The organism is Plantibacter flavus (assembly GCF_900177615.1).
Lineage (GTDB): Bacteria > Actinomycetota > Actinomycetes > Actinomycetales > Microbacteriaceae > Plantibacter > Plantibacter flavus.
Genome location: NZ_FXAP01000001.1, coordinates 423361 through 440114 on the forward strand (window position 1 = coordinate 423361; position 16754 = coordinate 440114).

General features: G+C 70.0%; 14 protein-coding genes and 1 riboswitch. Of the genes, 9 read left to right on the plus strand and 5 right to left on the minus strand.

Annotated features, from left to right (window positions below):
• The first annotated feature begins 19 nt into the window (after window positions 1-19).
• Together B9Y95_RS02040 and B9Y95_RS02045 are read left to right on the plus strand one after the other, a co-directional pair.
• Window positions 20-1033: an ATP-binding cassette domain-containing protein gene (locus B9Y95_RS02040; RefSeq protein ID WP_085510429.1), complete on the plus strand. Its 1014-nt coding sequence runs from the start codon at window positions 20-22 to the stop codon at window positions 1031-1033.
• Entirely contained in the window at window positions 1030-1845 is an 816-nt protein-coding gene (locus tag B9Y95_RS02045) for an ABC transporter permease (RefSeq protein ID WP_064296503.1), read from the plus strand. The genes B9Y95_RS02040 and B9Y95_RS02045 overlap by 4 nt, the downstream gene beginning before the upstream one ends.
• A 24-nt stretch (window positions 1846-1869) precedes the next feature.
• Here B9Y95_RS02045 and B9Y95_RS02050 read toward each other — a convergent pair whose 3' ends face one another.
• The 3 genes from B9Y95_RS02050 to B9Y95_RS02060 all read right to left on the minus strand — a co-directional run bounded on the left by B9Y95_RS02050 (window position 1870) and on the right by B9Y95_RS02060 (window position 7140).
• The gene (locus B9Y95_RS02050; protein WP_123539692.1) at window positions 1870-5145 is read right to left on the minus strand and encodes an ATP-binding protein; all 3276 of its coding nucleotides are present in this window, start codon (window positions 5143-5145) and stop codon (window positions 1870-1872) included.
• A 62-nt stretch (window positions 5146-5207) separates the two neighbouring features.
• A complete protein-coding gene (locus tag B9Y95_RS02055) occupies window positions 5208-5699 on the minus strand; it encodes a CoA-binding protein (RefSeq protein ID WP_234993988.1) in 492 nt (163 codons plus the stop codon).
• Window positions 5700-5850: 151 nt separating this feature from the next.
• On the minus strand, window positions 5851-7140 hold the full coding sequence (locus B9Y95_RS02060) for an O-acetylhomoserine aminocarboxypropyltransferase/cysteine synthase family protein (RefSeq protein WP_079705440.1): 1290 nt from the start codon (window positions 7138-7140) through the stop codon (window positions 5851-5853).
• A 108-nt stretch (window positions 7141-7248) separates the two neighbouring features.
• Window positions 7249-7312: riboswitch (guanidine-III (ykkC-III) riboswitch) on the plus strand.
• Between the two features lie 14 nt (window positions 7313-7326).
• On the opposite strand from B9Y95_RS02060, the gene B9Y95_RS02065 reads away from it, so the two are divergent.
• The gene (locus B9Y95_RS02065) at window positions 7327-7650 is read left to right on the plus strand and encodes a DMT family transporter (RefSeq protein ID WP_079003866.1); all 324 of its coding nucleotides are present in this window, start codon (window positions 7327-7329) and stop codon (window positions 7648-7650) included.
• 28 nt (window positions 7651-7678) lie between these two features.
• On the opposite strand, the gene B9Y95_RS02070 is transcribed toward B9Y95_RS02065, so the two are convergent.
• Entirely contained in the window at window positions 7679-8698 is a 1020-nt protein-coding gene (locus B9Y95_RS02070; RefSeq protein ID WP_085510432.1) for a YeiH family protein, read from the minus strand.
• 13 nt (window positions 8699-8711) lie between these two features.
• Entirely contained in the window at window positions 8712-10274 is a 1563-nt protein-coding gene (locus B9Y95_RS02075; RefSeq protein WP_234993933.1) for a dolichyl-phosphate-mannose--protein mannosyltransferase, read from the minus strand.
• A gap of 68 nt (window positions 10275-10342) precedes the next feature.
• On the opposite strand from B9Y95_RS02075, the gene rsmI reads away from it, so the two are divergent.
• From rsmI to B9Y95_RS02105, 6 genes are all read left to right on the plus strand, one after another.
• Entirely contained in the window at window positions 10343-11200 is an 858-nt protein-coding gene (gene rsmI / locus B9Y95_RS02080; protein WP_085510434.1) for a 16S rRNA (cytidine(1402)-2'-O)-methyltransferase, read from the plus strand.
• 41 nt (window positions 11201-11241) lie between these two features.
• Window positions 11242-12822 carry a methionine--tRNA ligase gene (gene metG / locus B9Y95_RS02085; RefSeq protein WP_085510435.1) on the plus strand — a complete coding sequence of 527 codons (1581 nt, stop codon included), beginning with the start codon at window positions 11242-11244 and terminating at the stop codon, window positions 12820-12822.
• Entirely contained in the window at window positions 12819-13724 is a 906-nt protein-coding gene (locus B9Y95_RS02090) for a TatD family hydrolase (protein WP_085510436.1), read from the plus strand. The genes metG and B9Y95_RS02090 overlap by 4 nt, the downstream gene beginning before the upstream one ends.
• Before the next feature lie 75 nt (window positions 13725-13799).
• Window positions 13800-14651 (plus strand): 16S rRNA (adenine(1518)-N(6)/adenine(1519)-N(6))-dimethyltransferase RsmA, encoded by an 852-nt coding sequence (gene rsmA, locus B9Y95_RS02095; RefSeq protein WP_085510437.1) that lies wholly within the window; start codon window positions 13800-13802, stop codon window positions 14649-14651.
• 9 nt (window positions 14652-14660) lie between these two features.
• Window positions 14661-15728, plus strand: coding sequence for an L-glyceraldehyde 3-phosphate reductase (gene mgrA, locus B9Y95_RS02100; protein ID WP_085510438.1), 1068 nt, complete (start codon window positions 14661-14663; stop codon window positions 15726-15728).
• Window positions 15729-15768: 40 nt separating this feature from the next.
• The gene (locus B9Y95_RS02105; protein WP_085510439.1) at window positions 15769-16707 is read left to right on the plus strand and encodes a 4-(cytidine 5'-diphospho)-2-C-methyl-D-erythritol kinase; all 939 of its coding nucleotides are present in this window, start codon (window positions 15769-15771) and stop codon (window positions 16705-16707) included.
• Window positions 16708-16754 lie beyond the last annotated feature (47 nt).

A 16754-nucleotide genomic window follows, 5' to 3' on the forward strand; every position in this document is an offset into this window, starting at 1 on the left:
GATTTCGAAAGGCATCCGCATGAGCATCAGCTCCGACTGGGCGATCGAAGCCCACGGCCTCGTGAAGACCTTCGGCGACAACCGGGCGGTCGACGGCGTCGACCTCTCGGTCCGCACCGGCACCGTCTACGGCGTCCTCGGCCCGAACGGCGCCGGCAAGACCACCACCATCAGCATGCTGGCGACGCTCCTCCGTCCTGACGCCGGCACCGCCACCGTCTTCGGACACGACATCCAGCGGGAGTCGCAGGTCGTGCGCCAGCTCATCGGCGTGACCGCGCAGTTCGCGTCCGTCGACGAGAACCTCTCGGCCACCGAGAACCTCGTCATCTTCTCGCGACTGCTCGGACTCGGCCGCGCGGAGGCGAAGCGCAAGAGCGCCGAACTCCTCGAAGAGTTCGGCCTGAGCGACGCGGCGTCGCGACCCCTGAAGAAGTTCTCCGGCGGCATGCGTCGTCGTCTCGACCTCGCGGCGAGCCTCATCGCCCAGCCGCCCCTCATCTTCCTCGACGAGCCGACCACGGGCCTCGACCCGCGGACCCGCGCGCAGATGTGGGACACGATCCGACGCCTGGTCGCGACGGGCTCGACCGTCCTCCTGACCACCCAGTACCTCGACGAGGCGGACCAGCTCGCCGACCGGATCGCCGTCATCGACCGCGGTCTCGTGGTCGCCGAGGGCACCTCCGACGAGCTGAAGGCCTCCGTCGGTGAGTCGTCGCTGCAGCTGCGGCTCGCGGACCCCGCCGACTTGGAGGACGCGCGTCGGGTCATCTCGAGCGTCCTCGGCGTCGACACCGTCGTCTCGCCGGAGGCCACCCGCATCACGGCCCCGATGCGCGACCCCGACGCCGTGACCGACCTCTTCATCACGCTCCGGGAAGCCGGGATCCGCCTCGCGGAGATGAGCGTCCAGAAGCCGACCCTCGACGAGGTCTTCCTCACCCTCACCGGACACGGCGTCGAGGCGGACGACGCCGACGCCACGTCCGACACCGATTCCCTCGACACCGCAGAGCAGGTCCACGCATGAGCACGATCACCATCACCCCGGCCGCAGACCGGTCCCTCCGGAACCACGTCAGCCTCTCGCAGACGGTCCGCAACTCCTTCACCATGGCGTATCGCGGACTGCTCAAGATCAAGCGCACGCCAGAGCAGCTGATCGACGTGACGGTCCAGCCGATCATCTTCACGCTGATGTTCACGTACATCTTCGGCGGCGCGATCGCTGGCGACGTCGCGAGCTATCTGCCGATCATCATCCCGGGCATCCTGGTCCAGACCGTCATCACGACCTCGGTCGTGACCGGCATCCAGCTGCGCGAGGACATGGACAAGGGCGTGTTCGACCGCTTCAAGTCGATGCCCATCGCCCGCATCGCACCGCTGGCCGGTGCCCTCCTCGCCGACACGGTGCGGTACACGATCGCCACGACGCTCACCTTCGCGATGGGCTTCGTCATGGGGTACCGGCCGGAAGGCGGCATCGGCTTCGTGGCCCTCGCCGGGCTCCTCGTGATCGTCTGCGCCTGGGCCATCAGCTGGATCTTCGCGTTCTTCGGGGTCATCGCCCGCAGCGCGAGCAGCGTGCAGGGCATCTCGTTCCTCGTCCTGTTCCCGTTGACGTTCCTCTCGAACGCCTTCGTGAACCCGGAGACGATGCCGAGCTTCCTCCAGGGCTTCGTGGACGTGAACCCCGTCTCGCACCTCGTGACCGCTGTCCGCGACCTCGCGAACACGGGTGTCTTCGGCGGTGACGCCTGGCTGGCGCTCCTCGGTGCCGCCGTCATCGTCGCGGTCTTCGCACCGCTCACCGTGCGGGCGTACATGCGCCGCGCCTGACGACGAGACGACCGCAGCGACCGATCAGCGCGCCGCCAGGGCAGGACTGCCGAGCAGTTCGAACGCCCTGGCGGCGCTCTCGTGCGCCTGCAGCGGGAGGGTCCGCTCGGCGACGCCGTCGTGCTCGGTCGTGGTGAGGCGCGCCGCCGCTGCTGCCTCGTGTGGTGCACGGACGAGCGACGGGATGTCCTGACGGGAGGCGAGTGCACTGGCGAGCGCGACGAGCTCGGCACCGATCAACCGCACCTCGGCGTCGTCCGAGCGGACGTACCAGGCGCCGACGGCGATGACGGTGGAACCCAGGACCGGTCGGTCGAACCGGTTCGGGAGGAGGCGTCCCAGCGCGATGGTGCGGGTGCGGACCCGTCGCACGAGACGCTTGACCTCGGTGGCGTCCGGGACGCCGTCCAGTACGGCGGCGGCGATCGCGGCGGAGCCGACGAGGGTGAACCACGGCGATCGGCGCGACTCGCCCGGAGTGAACGCCACCAGCGCCTTCCCGTAGAGCTCGGCTCCCCGTGCGGCGTCGCCCTGTGCCCGCGCGATCTCGGCGAGACCGGCCCAGCCGATCGACCGCCGTTCGGGGAGCGGGGCGAACGCGGAGAACGAGACGTCGTCCGAGAGGAACCGGTCGAGCACGGTGGTGGCGGCGGCGTGGTCACCGCGGGCGATGTCGCCGATCGCGATCAGCCACTCGAGTTGACGGAGGTCCGCCTCGGCACCGATCGCGGTCAGCCCCTCGGCAGCGCGGGCCGCCCAGACGAGCGCCTCCTCCGGCTCGTCGTTCTGGCTGTGCAGTTGGGCGAGCATGTGCGCACTCATGGCGGCGCCCCAGACGTCCCCGAGGGTGAGTGAGAGGTCGTTCGCGCGCAGGGCGGCCGCTTCGGCGGCGCGGGGGTCGCCGTCGTTCTCCGCCGCCTGGGCCGACATGAGGTTCCCGAGGTTCGCGACGTGCGGGTCGGTCGACCGGGAGTACTCGCGGAGGAGGGCCTCCGCGCGTTCGGGGCGACCCGCGACCAGCAACAGGCTGACCATCGCGCGCATCCGTGGGGCCTGTGTCGTCCGCGCCCGTTCGAGTCGGCGGAGGACGCCGATCGCCCGCGCGGACGTCCGGGGATCGGTGGCGAGGAAGGTCACGGTGATGATGGCGACGGCGATGGCCGGGGTGTCGGTCGACACCGACTCCGGGTCCTGGTGGCGGAGTACGTCGAGGACGGCCGCGCCGAAGACCAGGACCTCCTGATGCGCGCTGCGGATCGTCCAGAAGAGGGCGAGTCCCGCGAAGACCGGGGCGACGACGTCGGCGCGATCGTCGGCGACCGCACCGCGGAGTACGTCCACCAGGGTGTCCTGTTCGAGGGCGAGGCGCGCGAACGCCGCCACCTGTCGCGGTCCCTGCATGGCGGGGAGGAGCGTCTCCGCGAGTGCGACGGCCCACGTCCGAGTGCGGTCGAGCACGAGGTCGTCCTCGCGCGCCTCGGCCGACTTGATCGCGCCGAACTCGCGGACCGTCTCCAGCATGCGGAATCGGACGGTCCCGGTGGCCGGGTCGTCCTGCACGGTGAGCAACGATTGGCCGACGAGCGCGTCGAGCGCCTCCACGACCTCGACCTCGGGGGCGAGCGCTGCAGCCGCCTCCAGATCGAAGCCGTCAGGGAACCTGGACATGCGACGGAGGACGACACGTTCGTGCTCGCCGAGGAGGTTCCAGCTCCAGTCGATGACGGCGAGCAGGGTGCGATGGCGCTCAGGCGCACTGCGATCACCGGCGGTCAGCAGGGTGAAGCGGTTCCCGAGTCGTCGCTCCACCTCCTCGACCGACATGGATCTGGTGCGCGCCGCCGCGAGTTCGATCGCCAGCGGCAGGCCGTCGAGTTTCGCGCAGAGACGTGCCGTGACGTCGAGTGGCACATGGAGACCCGGACGGGCGGCGCGGGCACGCTCGACGAACAGCCGCACCGCCGGGCCGGCGTGTTCGAGGTCGGTGCCGTCCACGGCGGCGTCCAGCGGGTCGAGTTGGTAGACGTGCTCGGCGGCGATCGACAACGGGCTCCGACTCGTCGCGAGGACGCGGAGGTCGCCGGCCCAGGCCAACGCATCGGCGATCCAGCGTGCCGCCGCGTCCACGAGGTGCTCGCAGTTGTCCATCACGAGCAGCGTCGGTCGCTCCGAGAGCCTGTCGATGATGCGCTCGTGCAGTTCGACCGGTTGCGCCATGATCGCTTCGCTCAGCCGACGCGGAGTCGGGGCTTCGCGGATGCCGAGTGCGGTCGCGACCGCGAGCGGAAGATCGTCCGGGTCCCGCACGCTCGCCAGTTCCACCACGACGACGCCGGGCGTGGTCGTGGTGGCGCGCCGGGCGACCTCCTGGGCGAGTCGGGTCTTCCCGAGGCCACCGGGGCCGAGGATCGTGGTGAGGCGGACCTCGGACACGAGCGTGCCGATCGCGTCGAGGTCGGTGTCGCGACCGAGGAGCTCGTTCGGCGCCGTCCGGAGTCCGAGCACCATGCTGGAGACGCGGGCGGCCGGGGGAGTGGCCGCTGGCGGAGACGGCTCGACGGCAGCCTGCAGGAGCGCCGCGTGTGCCGCGACCAGCGCCGACGTCGGGTCGGCACCGAGTTCGTCCCGGAGCCGGTGACGGTGGTCGGCGAAGAGTTGCATCGCGTCGGAGCGACGTCCGCTCTGCGCGTAGGCGTTGAAGAGCATCAGCTGGGTGGCGTCGTCGAGCGGATCGGCGGCGACGAGCGCCTCGAGATCGGTGATGACGGCCGCGCCGTCGCCGAGCTCGAGGCGGCTCTGGGCACGCACCCGGCGCAGCTCGTCGCGGAGCCGCGCCGCGCGGAGCGCCAGCTCGTCGCCGAGCGGGCCGTCCAGTTCAGCGCCGGGATCACCGGTCCAGAGGAGGAGCGCGTCCCGGGCGAGCGTGCCCGCGGTGTGCGGGTCGGCGGCGCGGATGGCCGTCGACGCCGTATCGGCCGCCTGCGCGGCGACGTGGAGGTCGACCAGGGACTGGTCGATCGACAGCCGATAGCCGGCGGCCGAGGAGTCGATGAGGTCGGGCGCCGACACGGCGCGCACCCGTGAGACCAGGGTCTGCAGCGCGGCTTTGGCACCCGCTGGCCGCGCGTCGTCCCACAGCTCGTCGATGAGGGCGCCCGTCGACACGGCGCGCCCGTCGGCGAGCACCAGGATGGTCACCAGCGCTTTGGCGAGCCGGCCGCCGGGTTCGACGAGCCGACCGGTGCGTCCCTCGACGAGCACCGGCCCCAGGACGGTCACTCGGAGGTTCGACGCAGGCACGTCACGAGTGTATCCACGGCGCTGTCCCGGAGCTGGTGGAGTCGTCGTGAGCCGGACTGCCCTCAGCGCAGGGTCTTGCGGGCGGTGATCTGGCCAGTGTCGAAGCCGAGCAGATGGAGCCCACCGTGGAACCGGGCGTGCTCCACCTTGATGCAGCGGTCCATCACGACGTTCAGGCCCTTCGACTCGCCGTACTCGGCCGCCTCTTGGTTCCAGATGCCGAGCTGCACCCAGACGGTCGGTGCTCCGATGGCGACGACCTCGTCGATGACCTGGGGGATGTCGCTCGCCTTGCGGAAGACGTCGACGATGTCGGGTACCTCCGGCAGGGAGGCGAGGTCGGGGTAGGCGGGCTGACCGAGGATCTCCGTGGCGTTCGGGTTCACGAAGTAGATCCGGAAGTCGCTCGACTGCTGCAGGTAGGTGCCCACGAAGTATGAGGAACGCGCCGGGTTCGGGGAGGCGCCGACGATCGCGACGGACTTCGCCTCGCGGAGGAGCTTCAGGCGGGCCTTCGCGTCGGGGCCCGCCCAGGTGCGTTGCGAACGCAGCAGCTTCGCGAGCGGCGAATCGGCGGGCAGCGAGCAGGTGAGACCGTTGGTGAGCCGGACCGTCTCGGTCGCGTCCTCGTCCGTCGCGGTCGCGTCCACACCGGTCACGGCCGCGTCCACACCGGTCACTGAGCTTGTCGAAGTGCTCATGCCACTACTCCTTCACCGCTGCGGCGAGCGCCTGGTCGAGGTCGTAGATGATGTCGTCAGGGTCCTCGATGCCGACGCTCAGCCGGACGATGCCCGGCAGCACACCGGCGTCGACGAGTTGCTGGTCGGACAGCTGCGCGTGCGTCGTCGACGCGGGGTGGATGATGAGCGTCTTCGCGTCGCCGATGTTCGCCAGGTGGCTCGCGAGGTCGACGGACTCGATGAGCTTCTGGCCGACCTGACGGCCACCCTTCACCTCGAAGCTGAAGACCGAGCCCGGCCCCTTCGGCAGGTACTTGTTCGCACGCTCGTGGTGCGGGTGGGCCGGGAGTCCGGCCCAGTTGACGGCGGCGATGCGCGGGTCGGCGTCGAGCCACTCGGCAACGATCCGCGCGTTGTCGACGTGGGCCTGGATCCTGAATGGCAACGTCTCGACGCCCTGGGCGAGGAGGAATGCCGAGTGCGGTGCGAGCGCCGGACCGATGTCGCGGAGTTGCTCGGCACGCAGCCGGGTGAGGAAGGCGTACTCGCCGAAGTTGCCCGACCACTGCAGGCCGCCGTAGCTCGGGACGGGCTGGCCGAACAGGGGGAACTTGTCGGTGTTCCAGTCGAAGCGCCCGCTTTCGACGACGACGCCACCGAGGGTCGTGCCGTGGCCGCCGAGGAACTTGGTGGCCGAGTGCGTGACGATGTCGGCACCCCACTCGATCGGGCGGTTGAGGTAGGGCGTCGCGATGGTCGAGTCGATGATGAGCGGAATGCCGTGTGCGTGCGCGACGTCGGCGAGGCCCTCGATGTCGGCGATCTCGCCCGAGGGGTTCGCGACCGTCTCGGCGAAGACGAGCTTGGTGTTCTCCTGGATGGCGGCGGCGTAGTCGGCGGCGTCGGACGACTGCACGAAGGTGGTCTCGATGCCGAACCGGCGGAGGGTGACGTCGAGCTGCGTGATCGAGCCGCCGTAGAGGTTGGCCGAGGCGACGATGTGGTCGCCCTGCCCCGCCAATGAAGCGAAGGTGATGTACTGCGCGGCGAGGCCCGAGGCGGTCGCGACGGCACCGAGGCCGCCCTCGAGGCTGGCGATGCGTTCCTCGAAGCTCGCGACCGTCGGGTTGGCGAGGCGGGAGTAGATGTTCCCGTACTTCTGCAGGGCGAAGCGGGCGGCGGCGTCGGCGGTGTCGTCGAAGACGAAGGCGCTCGACTGGTAGATGGGCAGCGCCCGTGCGCCGGTCACCTGGTCGGGGATGTTGCCCGCGTGGATCGCACGCGTGCGGAAACCATACTCACGATCTGCCATGCGTTCACGCTACCGGAGCACCGTCGAGCGCTTCACCGTGCTGCAACATTGCGTCGCATTCGACCGCACTGCACAGGGCCTGCCCAGGGCGTCGGCGTATCGTGTGGGGCACAGCCCTGATCGGGCTGCCGGACGAGGGCGCAGTACCCGGAACGCGACAAGACTGACCACTTGGGAGTGATCGTCATGTCATGGATCGTACTCATCGCCTCCGGCGTTCTGGAAGCCGTCTGGGCGACCGCGCTCGGCAAGTCCGAGGGCTTCACGAAGCTCTGGCCGACCGTGACGTTCGCGGGGGCGCTCGTGCTCAGCATGGCCGGCCTCGCCTGGGCCATGCGCGACATCCCGGTGGGCACCGCCTATGCGGTCTGGGTCGGGATCGGCGCAGCGCTCACCGTCGGGTACGCCATGACCTTCGGCGGCGAGCAGCTGTCGGTCGTCAAGGTGCTGCTCATCCTCGGGCTCATCGGCTGCGTCATCGGCCTGAAGATCGTGGGCGGCGAGCACTAACCACGCTGCCCAGGCACGCACGCCTGCCTCACGCCAGGTGCACCGCTCCGAGCGCGAGCACCGCGATGAGGAGCCAGGAGACGAGCCCGACGACGAGCGCGCGCCACCCGGTGGTGACGAGCGTGCGGACGCGGATCGCGGCGCCGAGCGCGAAGAGCGCCATCGCCAGCAGTGCGGTCTGCACGCCGTCGGCGACGTCGAGGACGAGCTCGGGCACCGGGAGCAGGGTGCGGACGAGGACCGCGGCGATGAAGCCCGCCACGAACAGCGGGACGATCGGCGGTCGGGCTGCGGTCGCGGCTCCGTCGGCATCGACCTGAGCACCGGCGCCGGCCGACACCGCCAGGAGTCGGCGGCGCTCGATCGTCGCGGCGGCGGCGACCATGGGGGCGAGGAGCACGACGCGGGTCAGCTTGACGACGACGGCGATCGCGAGTGCGCTCGTGCCGGCGATCTGGGCGGTCGCGACGACCTGACCCACATCGTGCACGCTCGCCCCCACCCAGTGACCGAACTGCTCGTCACTGAGGCCGAGGGGGCCACGGAGCGCCGGGAGGACGAAGATCGCGAGGGTCCCGCAGAGGGTGACGAGCGCGACGGGCGTCGCCTGCTCCTCGTCCTTCGCCTTCACGACGCCGCTCATCGCGCCGATGGCGGAGGCGCCGCAGATGGAGAAGCCCGTGGCGATGAGGAGCGGTTCGGGGCCCGTGAGCCCCAGTCTCCGGCCGAGCCAGAGGGTGACGAAGAAGGTGACGACGACGATCGCGACCGTGGTGGCGAGGGTGACCCACCCGAGGCCGGCGATGTCGACGAGGCTCAGCTTCAGCCCCAGTAGGACGACACCGATCCGCATGAACCGTTTCGCGCTCATGCCGAGTCCCGGCTTCAGGACACCCGCCGCGAGCCGCTGGAACGCGGGGAGCTGGCCCACCACCATGCCGAGCAGGACGCTCGCGGTCAGGAGCGGGACGACCGGCAGGAGCGTGTGGAGGCCCAGGGCGGCGAGCGCCGCTGCACCGGCGACGAGCACCCCGGGGAGTGCCTTCATCGTCGTCCTCCCGTCACACCCATGACGGCAACCAGGCGTGCAGGTGCCAGAACCAGTAGGGCACGGTGATGGCGGTCCAGAGCGGATACCAGAAGATGCTCAACAGCGTCGTGATGGTCACGAACACCCCGATGACGCCGACGCCGGCGAACCGTCGTTCCTCCGGGTCGTCGCGGGACCCGAGGATCTTCCCGATCGCGAAGACGAGCGCCAGGATGAGGTACGGCTCGAAGACGATCGTGTAGAACTGGAACACCGTCCGGTTCAGGTAGAGCAGCCAGGGCAGGTACCCCGCTGCGACCCCGAGGACGATGAGCCCGACCTGCCACTCGCGGTACCGGCCGAGCCGGTAGACGCAGTACCCGAGCGCGACGGCGGCTCCCCACCAGATGAGCGGGTTGCCGATCGAGGTGATCGCGGAAGAGCAGGCGTCCCACGCGCAGCCGTCGGTCCCGGTGGCGGGGGACTGGTAGTACATGCTCGTCGGCCGGATCATGAGCAGCCAGCCGAGCGGGTTCGCGGCGTAGGGGTGCGGGGTGCTGAGGCCGACGTGGAAGCTGTAGGCGCTCTGGTGGTAGTGGAGGAGGCTCTGGAACCAGTGCGGGACCCACGCGAAGGTGCCGGTCCAGGCGTTGCCCACGGCGTCCGCCCACTGGCGGTCGTACCCGCCGGACGTCCTGATCCATCCGGTCCAGCTGGCGAGGTACACGACGGCGGCCACGGGGACGAGGGTCACGAAGGACACGGGGCCCTGCTTGAGGACCGCCGCGCTCGCCCACAGGCTGAGGCTCAGTCGGCGGCGGAGCAGGAGATCCGTGACGATCACGTACGCGCCGAACGCGGCGAGGAAGTACAGTCCGTTCCACTTGACCGCGGTGGCCGCGCCGAACGCGACCCCTGCAGCGAGGAGCCATGGCCGCCACCAGAGGACGGGGCCCCAGGCCGGATCGGCGCCCCTCGCCCGGGCTGACGCGACCTTCGCCGCCAGGCGTGACGCGTGCCACGACCGGTCCAACAGGATCGCGCCGAATCCCGCCAGTACGAAGAACATGACGAAGTTGTCGAGCAGCGAGACCCGGGCCATGACGATCGCGTGCCCGTCGATCGCGAACAGGAACCCGGCCAGGACGGCGAGGATCGACGAGGTGAACAACCGCTTGGCGATGAGCGTGACGAGCAGGACCGCGAGCGTTCCGGCGATCACGGTGGAGATGCGCCACCCGGTGCTGTCGTCGATGCCGAACACGGCGATGCCGAGCGCGATCAGCCACTTGCCGAGCGGTGGGTGCACGACGTAGGAGGGATTCGTGCTCGGGCTGCCCGCGTCGCCGTTCGCGAAGCCCTCGTCCGCCCCGTCCGGCCAGGTGCTCTCGTAGCCGTTCAGCCACAGCGACCACGAGTCCTTCACGTAGAAGGTCTCGTCGAAGACGAGCGAGTGCGGGTGACCGAGGTTCCAGAACCGCAGCACGAACGCGAGGAGCGTCACGGCGGCCGGACCGCCCCAGATCCAGAGCTTCCGGCGGCGCTCGGTGCGGAGCGTCCGCTCCCACCAGCGGTCGAGGCGGGATCCCGTCACAGGGGCTTCCAGAAGATCGACCGACACCGTCTCATCTAACCACCCCGACCGGATGGGAGACTGGTCCGGTGATCATCCTCGGAGCGACCCCCATCGGCAACCTCGGCGATGCGTCGCCACGACTCCGGGAGGCGCTGGCCGCGGCGGAGGTCATCGTCGCCGAGGACACCCGGACGGCCATCCACCTGCTGCGCGCCCTCGGTGTGGAATCGCGGCCGCGCCTCATCGCCATGCACGATCACAACGAGCGCGAACGTGCGGCCGAGATCGTCGAACTGGCGCGTGAGACCGACGTCCTCGTGCTCAGCGACGCCGGCATGCCGACCGTGTCCGACCCTGGATTCCACCTCGTCGACGCGGCGGCGGCCGCAGACGTCCAGGTCACCGCGATCCCCGGGCCGTCGGCGGTCGTGACGGCGCTCGCCGTGTCCGGCCTCGCGACCGACCGCTTCACCTTCGAGGGGTTCCTCCCGCGGAAGCCGGGCGACCGACGCAGCAGCCTCCGAGGCCTCGCGACCGAGCCGCGGACGATGGTGTTCTTCGAATCGCCCAACCGACTCGCCTCCTCCCTCGAGGACATCGCCTCCGTGCTCGGCGCCGATCGTCGCGTGGCGGTGTGCCGGGAGCTCACGAAGCTGTTCGAGGAGGTCAAGCGGGGGACGGCCGCTGAACTGGCCGACTGGGCGTCCGGGGGTGTGAAAGGCGAGATCTGCATCGTCATCGCCGGTGCGGAGGCCGTCGAGGCCGATCCGGCCACCGCGCTCGAGCAGGTGCTCGCGCTCGTGGCCTCGGGCACGCGCCTGAAGGACGCCTCCAACGAGGTCGCCGAGGCCACCGGACTCTCAAAGCGCGACCTGTACCAGGCGGCCCTCGCAGCCCGGCCCCCGAAGGCGTCGCCGGGCGCGCAGGTTCGTCCCGCACCGTAACAGGCACGGTGGTGACTCCCGCTCGTCCTAGGATTGACCCCATGGCCGACGGCACCTCGTTCTACATCACCACGCCCATCTTCTACGTCAACGATGCCCCGCACATCGGGCACGCCTACACGGAGGTGGCCGCGGACGTCCTCGCGCGCTGGCACCGTCAGGCCGGAGACCGCACCTGGTTCCTGACCGGGACCGACGAGCACGGCCAGAAGATCCTGCGCACGGCGACCGCGAACGGCGTGACGCCGAAGGAGTGGGCCGACAAGCTCGTCAGCGAGTCCTGGTACCCGCTGCTCGACACGATCGACATCTCGAACGACGACTTCATCCGCACGACTGACGAGCGGCACGAGCAGAACGTCCAACTCTTCCTCCAGCGTCTGTACGACGCCGGCTACATCTACACCGGTGAGTTCGAGGGGTACTACTGCGTCGGCTGTGAGGAGTACAAGCAGGAGAGCGACCTCGTGCAGGGCACCGGCGAGTACGTCGGGCAGCTCGTGTGCGCGATCCACTCGAAGCCGGTCGAACTGCTCCAGGAGAGCAACTACTTCTTCCGCATGAGCGACTTCGCCGAGCGCCTGCTGGCCCTCTACGAGGAGCGACCGGAGTTCGTGCAGCCGGAGTCGGCGCGCAACGAGGTCATCCAGTTCGTGCGCCAGGGGCTCAAGGACCTGTCCATCTCCCGCTCGACCTTCGACTGGGGCATCAAGGTCCCGTGGGACGAGAGCCACGTCGTCTACGTGTGGTTCGACGCCCTGCTCAACTACATCACCGCCGCCGGGTACGGCTCCGACGAGGAGGCGTTCGCCGAGCGCTGGCCCGCCACGCAGATCGTCGGCAAGGACATCCTGCGGTTCCACGCGGTCATCTGGCCGGCCATGCTCATGGCCGCCGGGCTCGAGGTCCCGAAGCGGGTCTTCGGTCACGGCTGGTTGCTCGTCGGCGGCGAGAAGATGTCGAAGTCGAAGCTCACCGGTATCGCACCGAGTGAGATCACCGACACCTTCGGTTCCGACGCGTTCCGCTACTACTTCATGCGCGCCATCGCCTTCGGGCAGGACGGTTCGTTCAGCTGGGAGGACCTCTCCGCGCGGTACCAGGCGGAGCTCGCGAACGGCTTCGGCAACCTCGCCTCGCGCGTGCTCGCCATGGTGACGCGGTACTTCGACGGCGTCGTGCCGGTGAGCGGTCCTGCCGAACCGGCCGACGTGGCCATCCAGGAGACGGTCGCCCGGGCTGCTGCGGACGCCGACGCCGCGATCGAGCGCCTCGCCATCCAGGACGCGCTCGCGGCCATCTGGCGGATCGTCGACGAGCTGAACGGCTACATCACCGAGCAGGAGCCGTGGGCGCTCGCGAAGGACGAGACCAAGCGGGAGCGGCTCGGCACCGTGCTCGCCACGGCGGTCGAGGGCCTGCGCGCCCTGTCGGTGCTGCTCCACCCCTTCGTCCCGAAGGCGACCACCAAGCTGTGGGCCGCCCTCGGCGCCGAAGCCGCCCTCGGCGAGCTCGGGGCACAGCGCATCGGCGACGTCGGCGCCTGGGGGCAGCTGCCCGCCGGCACCTCGGTGGCAGGGCTCGAGCCCCTGTTCCCGCGGATCGAGGCCGTCGCCGAATGAGCGGGGGCGTCGCGCCGGATCCGGCCGCCACACCGCACCTGCGGCAGCGCGAAGCGGGGGAGCGGAAGCAGCTGAGCTACCCCGAAGCACCTGAGGCGCTGCCGGTCGCGGTCTACGACAACCACACGCACCTCGAGCACGCCGACGGCGACGCCCCGCTGACCCCGTCCGAGCACTTGGACCGTGCGGCCTCCGTCGGGGTCCGCGGCATCGTGCAGGTCGGCACCGACGTCGAGACCTCGCGCTGGTCGGCGGCTCTGGCCGCTCGGGACCCCCGCGTGCTCGCAGCGGTCGCGATCCACCCCAACGACGCACCGGACCTCGACCGCGCGGGAACGCTGGACGAAGCGCTGGCCGAGATCGACCGCTTGGCGGCGAAGCCCCGCGTCCGCGCCGTCGGGGAGACCGGCCTCGACTTCTTCCGCACCGAGGAGGACGGCCGAGCGGCGCAGTTCGCATCGTTCGAAGCACACATCGCCATCGCGAAGCGGCACGGTGTCGCACTGCAGATCCACGATCGCGACGCCCACGACGAGGTCGTCGCGACGCTCCTCCGGGTGGGCGCTCCCGAACGCACCGTCTTCCACTGCTTCTCGGGCGGCCCGGAGCTCGCCGAGCTGTGCGCCGAGCACGGCTGGTACGCCTCCTTCGCCGGGACGGTGACGTTCAAGAACGCCGCACCGCTGCGTGAGGCGCTCGCGATCCTGCCCCGCGAGTTGATCATGGTCGAGACCGACGCGCCCTACCTCACGCCCGCCCCGTTCCGCGGTCGGCCGAACGCGCCGTACCTCCTCCCGTACACGGTGCGCGGTATGGCCGAGCACCTGGGCGAGGACGTCGCCGCGTTCGCGACGCAGCTCGCGACGAACACCGAGCGCGTCTACGGCTCCTGGGCCGACTGAGCGACTGAGCCGGTCACGGAGCCTCGCGCCCTTCGCCCGACGAGGACCGGCTCCGCGATCAGGGATACTGGAGGGATGACCGCCTCCGTCGCCCTGCTCGGCCCCGCCGAGATCCGAGATCTCGCCACCCTGCTGGACGTGACGCCGACGAAGAAGCTCGGTCAGAACTTCGTCATCGACGCGAACACCGTCCGCAAGATCGTCTCGGTCGCGCATGTCGCTCCGGGCGACGTCGTCGTCGAGATCGGCCCCGGCCTCGGCTCGTTGACCCTCGGCCTGCTCGAGGCCGACGTGAGCGTCGTCGCCGTCGAGATCGACGGTCGGCTCGCCAAGCAGCTGCCGCTCACCGTGGGGGAGATGGCACCGGGCATGATCGACCGGTTGTCGGTCGTCCACGAGGACGCGATGCGCATCGAGGAACTCCCCGCGCAACCCAATCGACTCGTCGCCAATCTGCCGTACAACATCTCCGTGCCCGTCCTCCTGCACTTCCTGGAGCACTTCACCTCGCTGACGGCCGGTGTCGTCATGGTGCAGGCCGAGGTCGGCTACCGGCTCGCAGCCGGCCCGGGGAGCAAGGTCTACGGCGCCCCGAGCGCGAAGGCCGCCTGGTACGGCGCGTGGCGCATCGCCGGCCAGGTGAGTCGGCAGGTGTTCTGGCCCATCCCGAACGTCGACTCCGTGCTCGTCGGGTTCGAGCGGCGCAGCGACGTCATCGGCACCGATGAGGAGCGCATCACGACCTTCGCGCTCATCGACGCGGCGTTCCAGCAGCGTCGCAAGATGCTCCGGCAGGCACTCGGGAGCGTCCTCGGCAGCTCCCAGGCCGCGACGGAGCAGATGGAGGCCGCCGGGGTGAAGCCGACGGCCCGCGGCGAGGAGCTCACGGTCCACGACTTCCTGTCGATCGTGCGTGCGGGACGATAACGTTGGCGCATGACCGCTGATGCTCGATTCCCGCTGAACGTCCCCGACATCCACCGCCCGTACGCCGCGGCGGACGACCGCTACGCGCGGAACGACTACCGCCAGGTCGGCACCTCGGGGCTCTTCCTCCCACCGATCTCGCTCGGCCTCTGGTACAACTTCGGCGACAACCGGCCGTTCGACGGGCAGCGCGCGCTCCTGCGCCACGCGTTCGACCACGGCATCACCCACTTCGACCTGGCGAACAACTACGGCCCGCCCTACGGTTCCGCCGAGACGAACTTCGGTCGGATGATGCGCGAGGACTTCGGTCCGTACCGCAACGAGCTCATCATCTCCTCGAAGGCCGGCTACGACTTCTGGCCAGGCCCGTACGGCAACTTCGGTTCGAAGAAGTACCTGACCGCGAGCCTCGACGAGTCGCTCGAGCGGATGGGTCTCGACTACGTCGACATCTTCTACTCGCACCGGGTCGACGAGGTCACGCCCATCGAGGAGACCGTGGGCGCGCTCGACGCGATCGTGCGCTCCGGCAAGGCCCTGTACGTCGGCATCTCCTCGTACTCGGCCGAGCGGACCGCCGCCGCACACGCCGTCGCTCGCGAGCTCGGCACGCCGCTCGTGATCCACCAGCCGTCGTACTCGATCCTCAACCGCTGGGTCGAGGACGGCCTCACCGAGGTGCTGACCGAGGCCGGTCTCGGCGCGATCGCCTTCGTGCCCCTCGCGCAGGGCCTGCTCACCGACAAGTACCTCGGCGACGGCCCTGCCGAACGCGCGACGAACCGTCCCTCCCTGCCCGACCGACAGGTGAGCGAGGAGATGGCGACCCGCCTCCGGTCCCTCAACGACATCGCCGTGGAGCGCGGGCAGACCCTCGCGCAGATGTCGCTCGCCTGGGTCTTGAACAACCCCGCGATCACCTCCGCCCTCATCGGCGCCTCCCGCCCCGAGCAACTCGACGAGAACCTGGCGGCGCTCGACGGCCCCGCGTTCACGACCGAGGAGCTCGAGGAGATCGACCGACTCGCGGAGGGCGCGGACGTCAACATCTGGGCGGACTCCTCCGACAAGTGACGCGGTCTGAGGCGCCTGCTCGATCGACTAACTTGGAACAATGACCACCGAGGCCATCCTCAAGCACGTCCACGTGCGAGCACCGGGGAAGATCAACGTCTTCCTCAAAGTCGGCGAAGTGATGGACGACGGCTACCACGACGTCGCGACCGCCTACCAGGCGATCTCGCTGTACGAGGACGTGCATGCCTACCCGGCCGACGACTTCAGTGTGTCGTTCTCCGGCTCGGTGGACGTGTCGGGTGTGCCGACCGACACGAGCAACCTCGCCATCCGTGCCGCGAAGGCCCTCGCGAGACGGACCGGGTACCGTGGCGGTGTCCGGCTCGAGATCGAGAAGCACGTCCCGGTCGCCGGCGGGATGGGCGGCGGCTCAGCCGACGCCGCGGCCACGCTGCTCGCCTGTGACGCCCTCTGGGGGACCGAACGCAGCCGCGACGACCTCCTGGCGCTGGCGGCACGCCTCGGCGCCGACGTGCCCTTCGCCCTGCTCGGCGGCACCGCTGTCGGTACCGGCCGCGGCGACCAACTGAGCAGCGCGTTGGCCAAGGGGCAGTTCGAGTGGGTGCTCGCCCTCGCCGACTTCGGCATGTCGACCCCGCAGGTCTACCAGGAGCTCGACGCCCATCGGGCGCGGCACATCCTCGACATCTCGCCTTCCGGTCGCCAGCCGACGGTCGACGCCGCAGTGCTCCAGGCGTTGCGTGCGGGCGATGCCCACCTCCTCGGAGAGGTCCTCTACAACGACCTGCAGGCCGCTGCGCTGCAGCTGCGTCCGGTGCTGGGCGAGGTGCTCGAGTTCGGCGACTCCCAGGGCGCTCTCGGCAGCCTCGTCTCCGGCTCAGGGCCGACGATCGCCTTCCTGGCGGCAGACACCGACGACGCCGTCGAACTGCAGGTGACCCTCGCCTCGTACGGGCTGAAGGTCATCCGTGCCCACGGACCGGTCCACGGCGCCCGCATCGTCTCGCAGAACTGAGACGCGGCCCGCACGACACGAAGCAGCCCCGGTCGGATATCCGACCG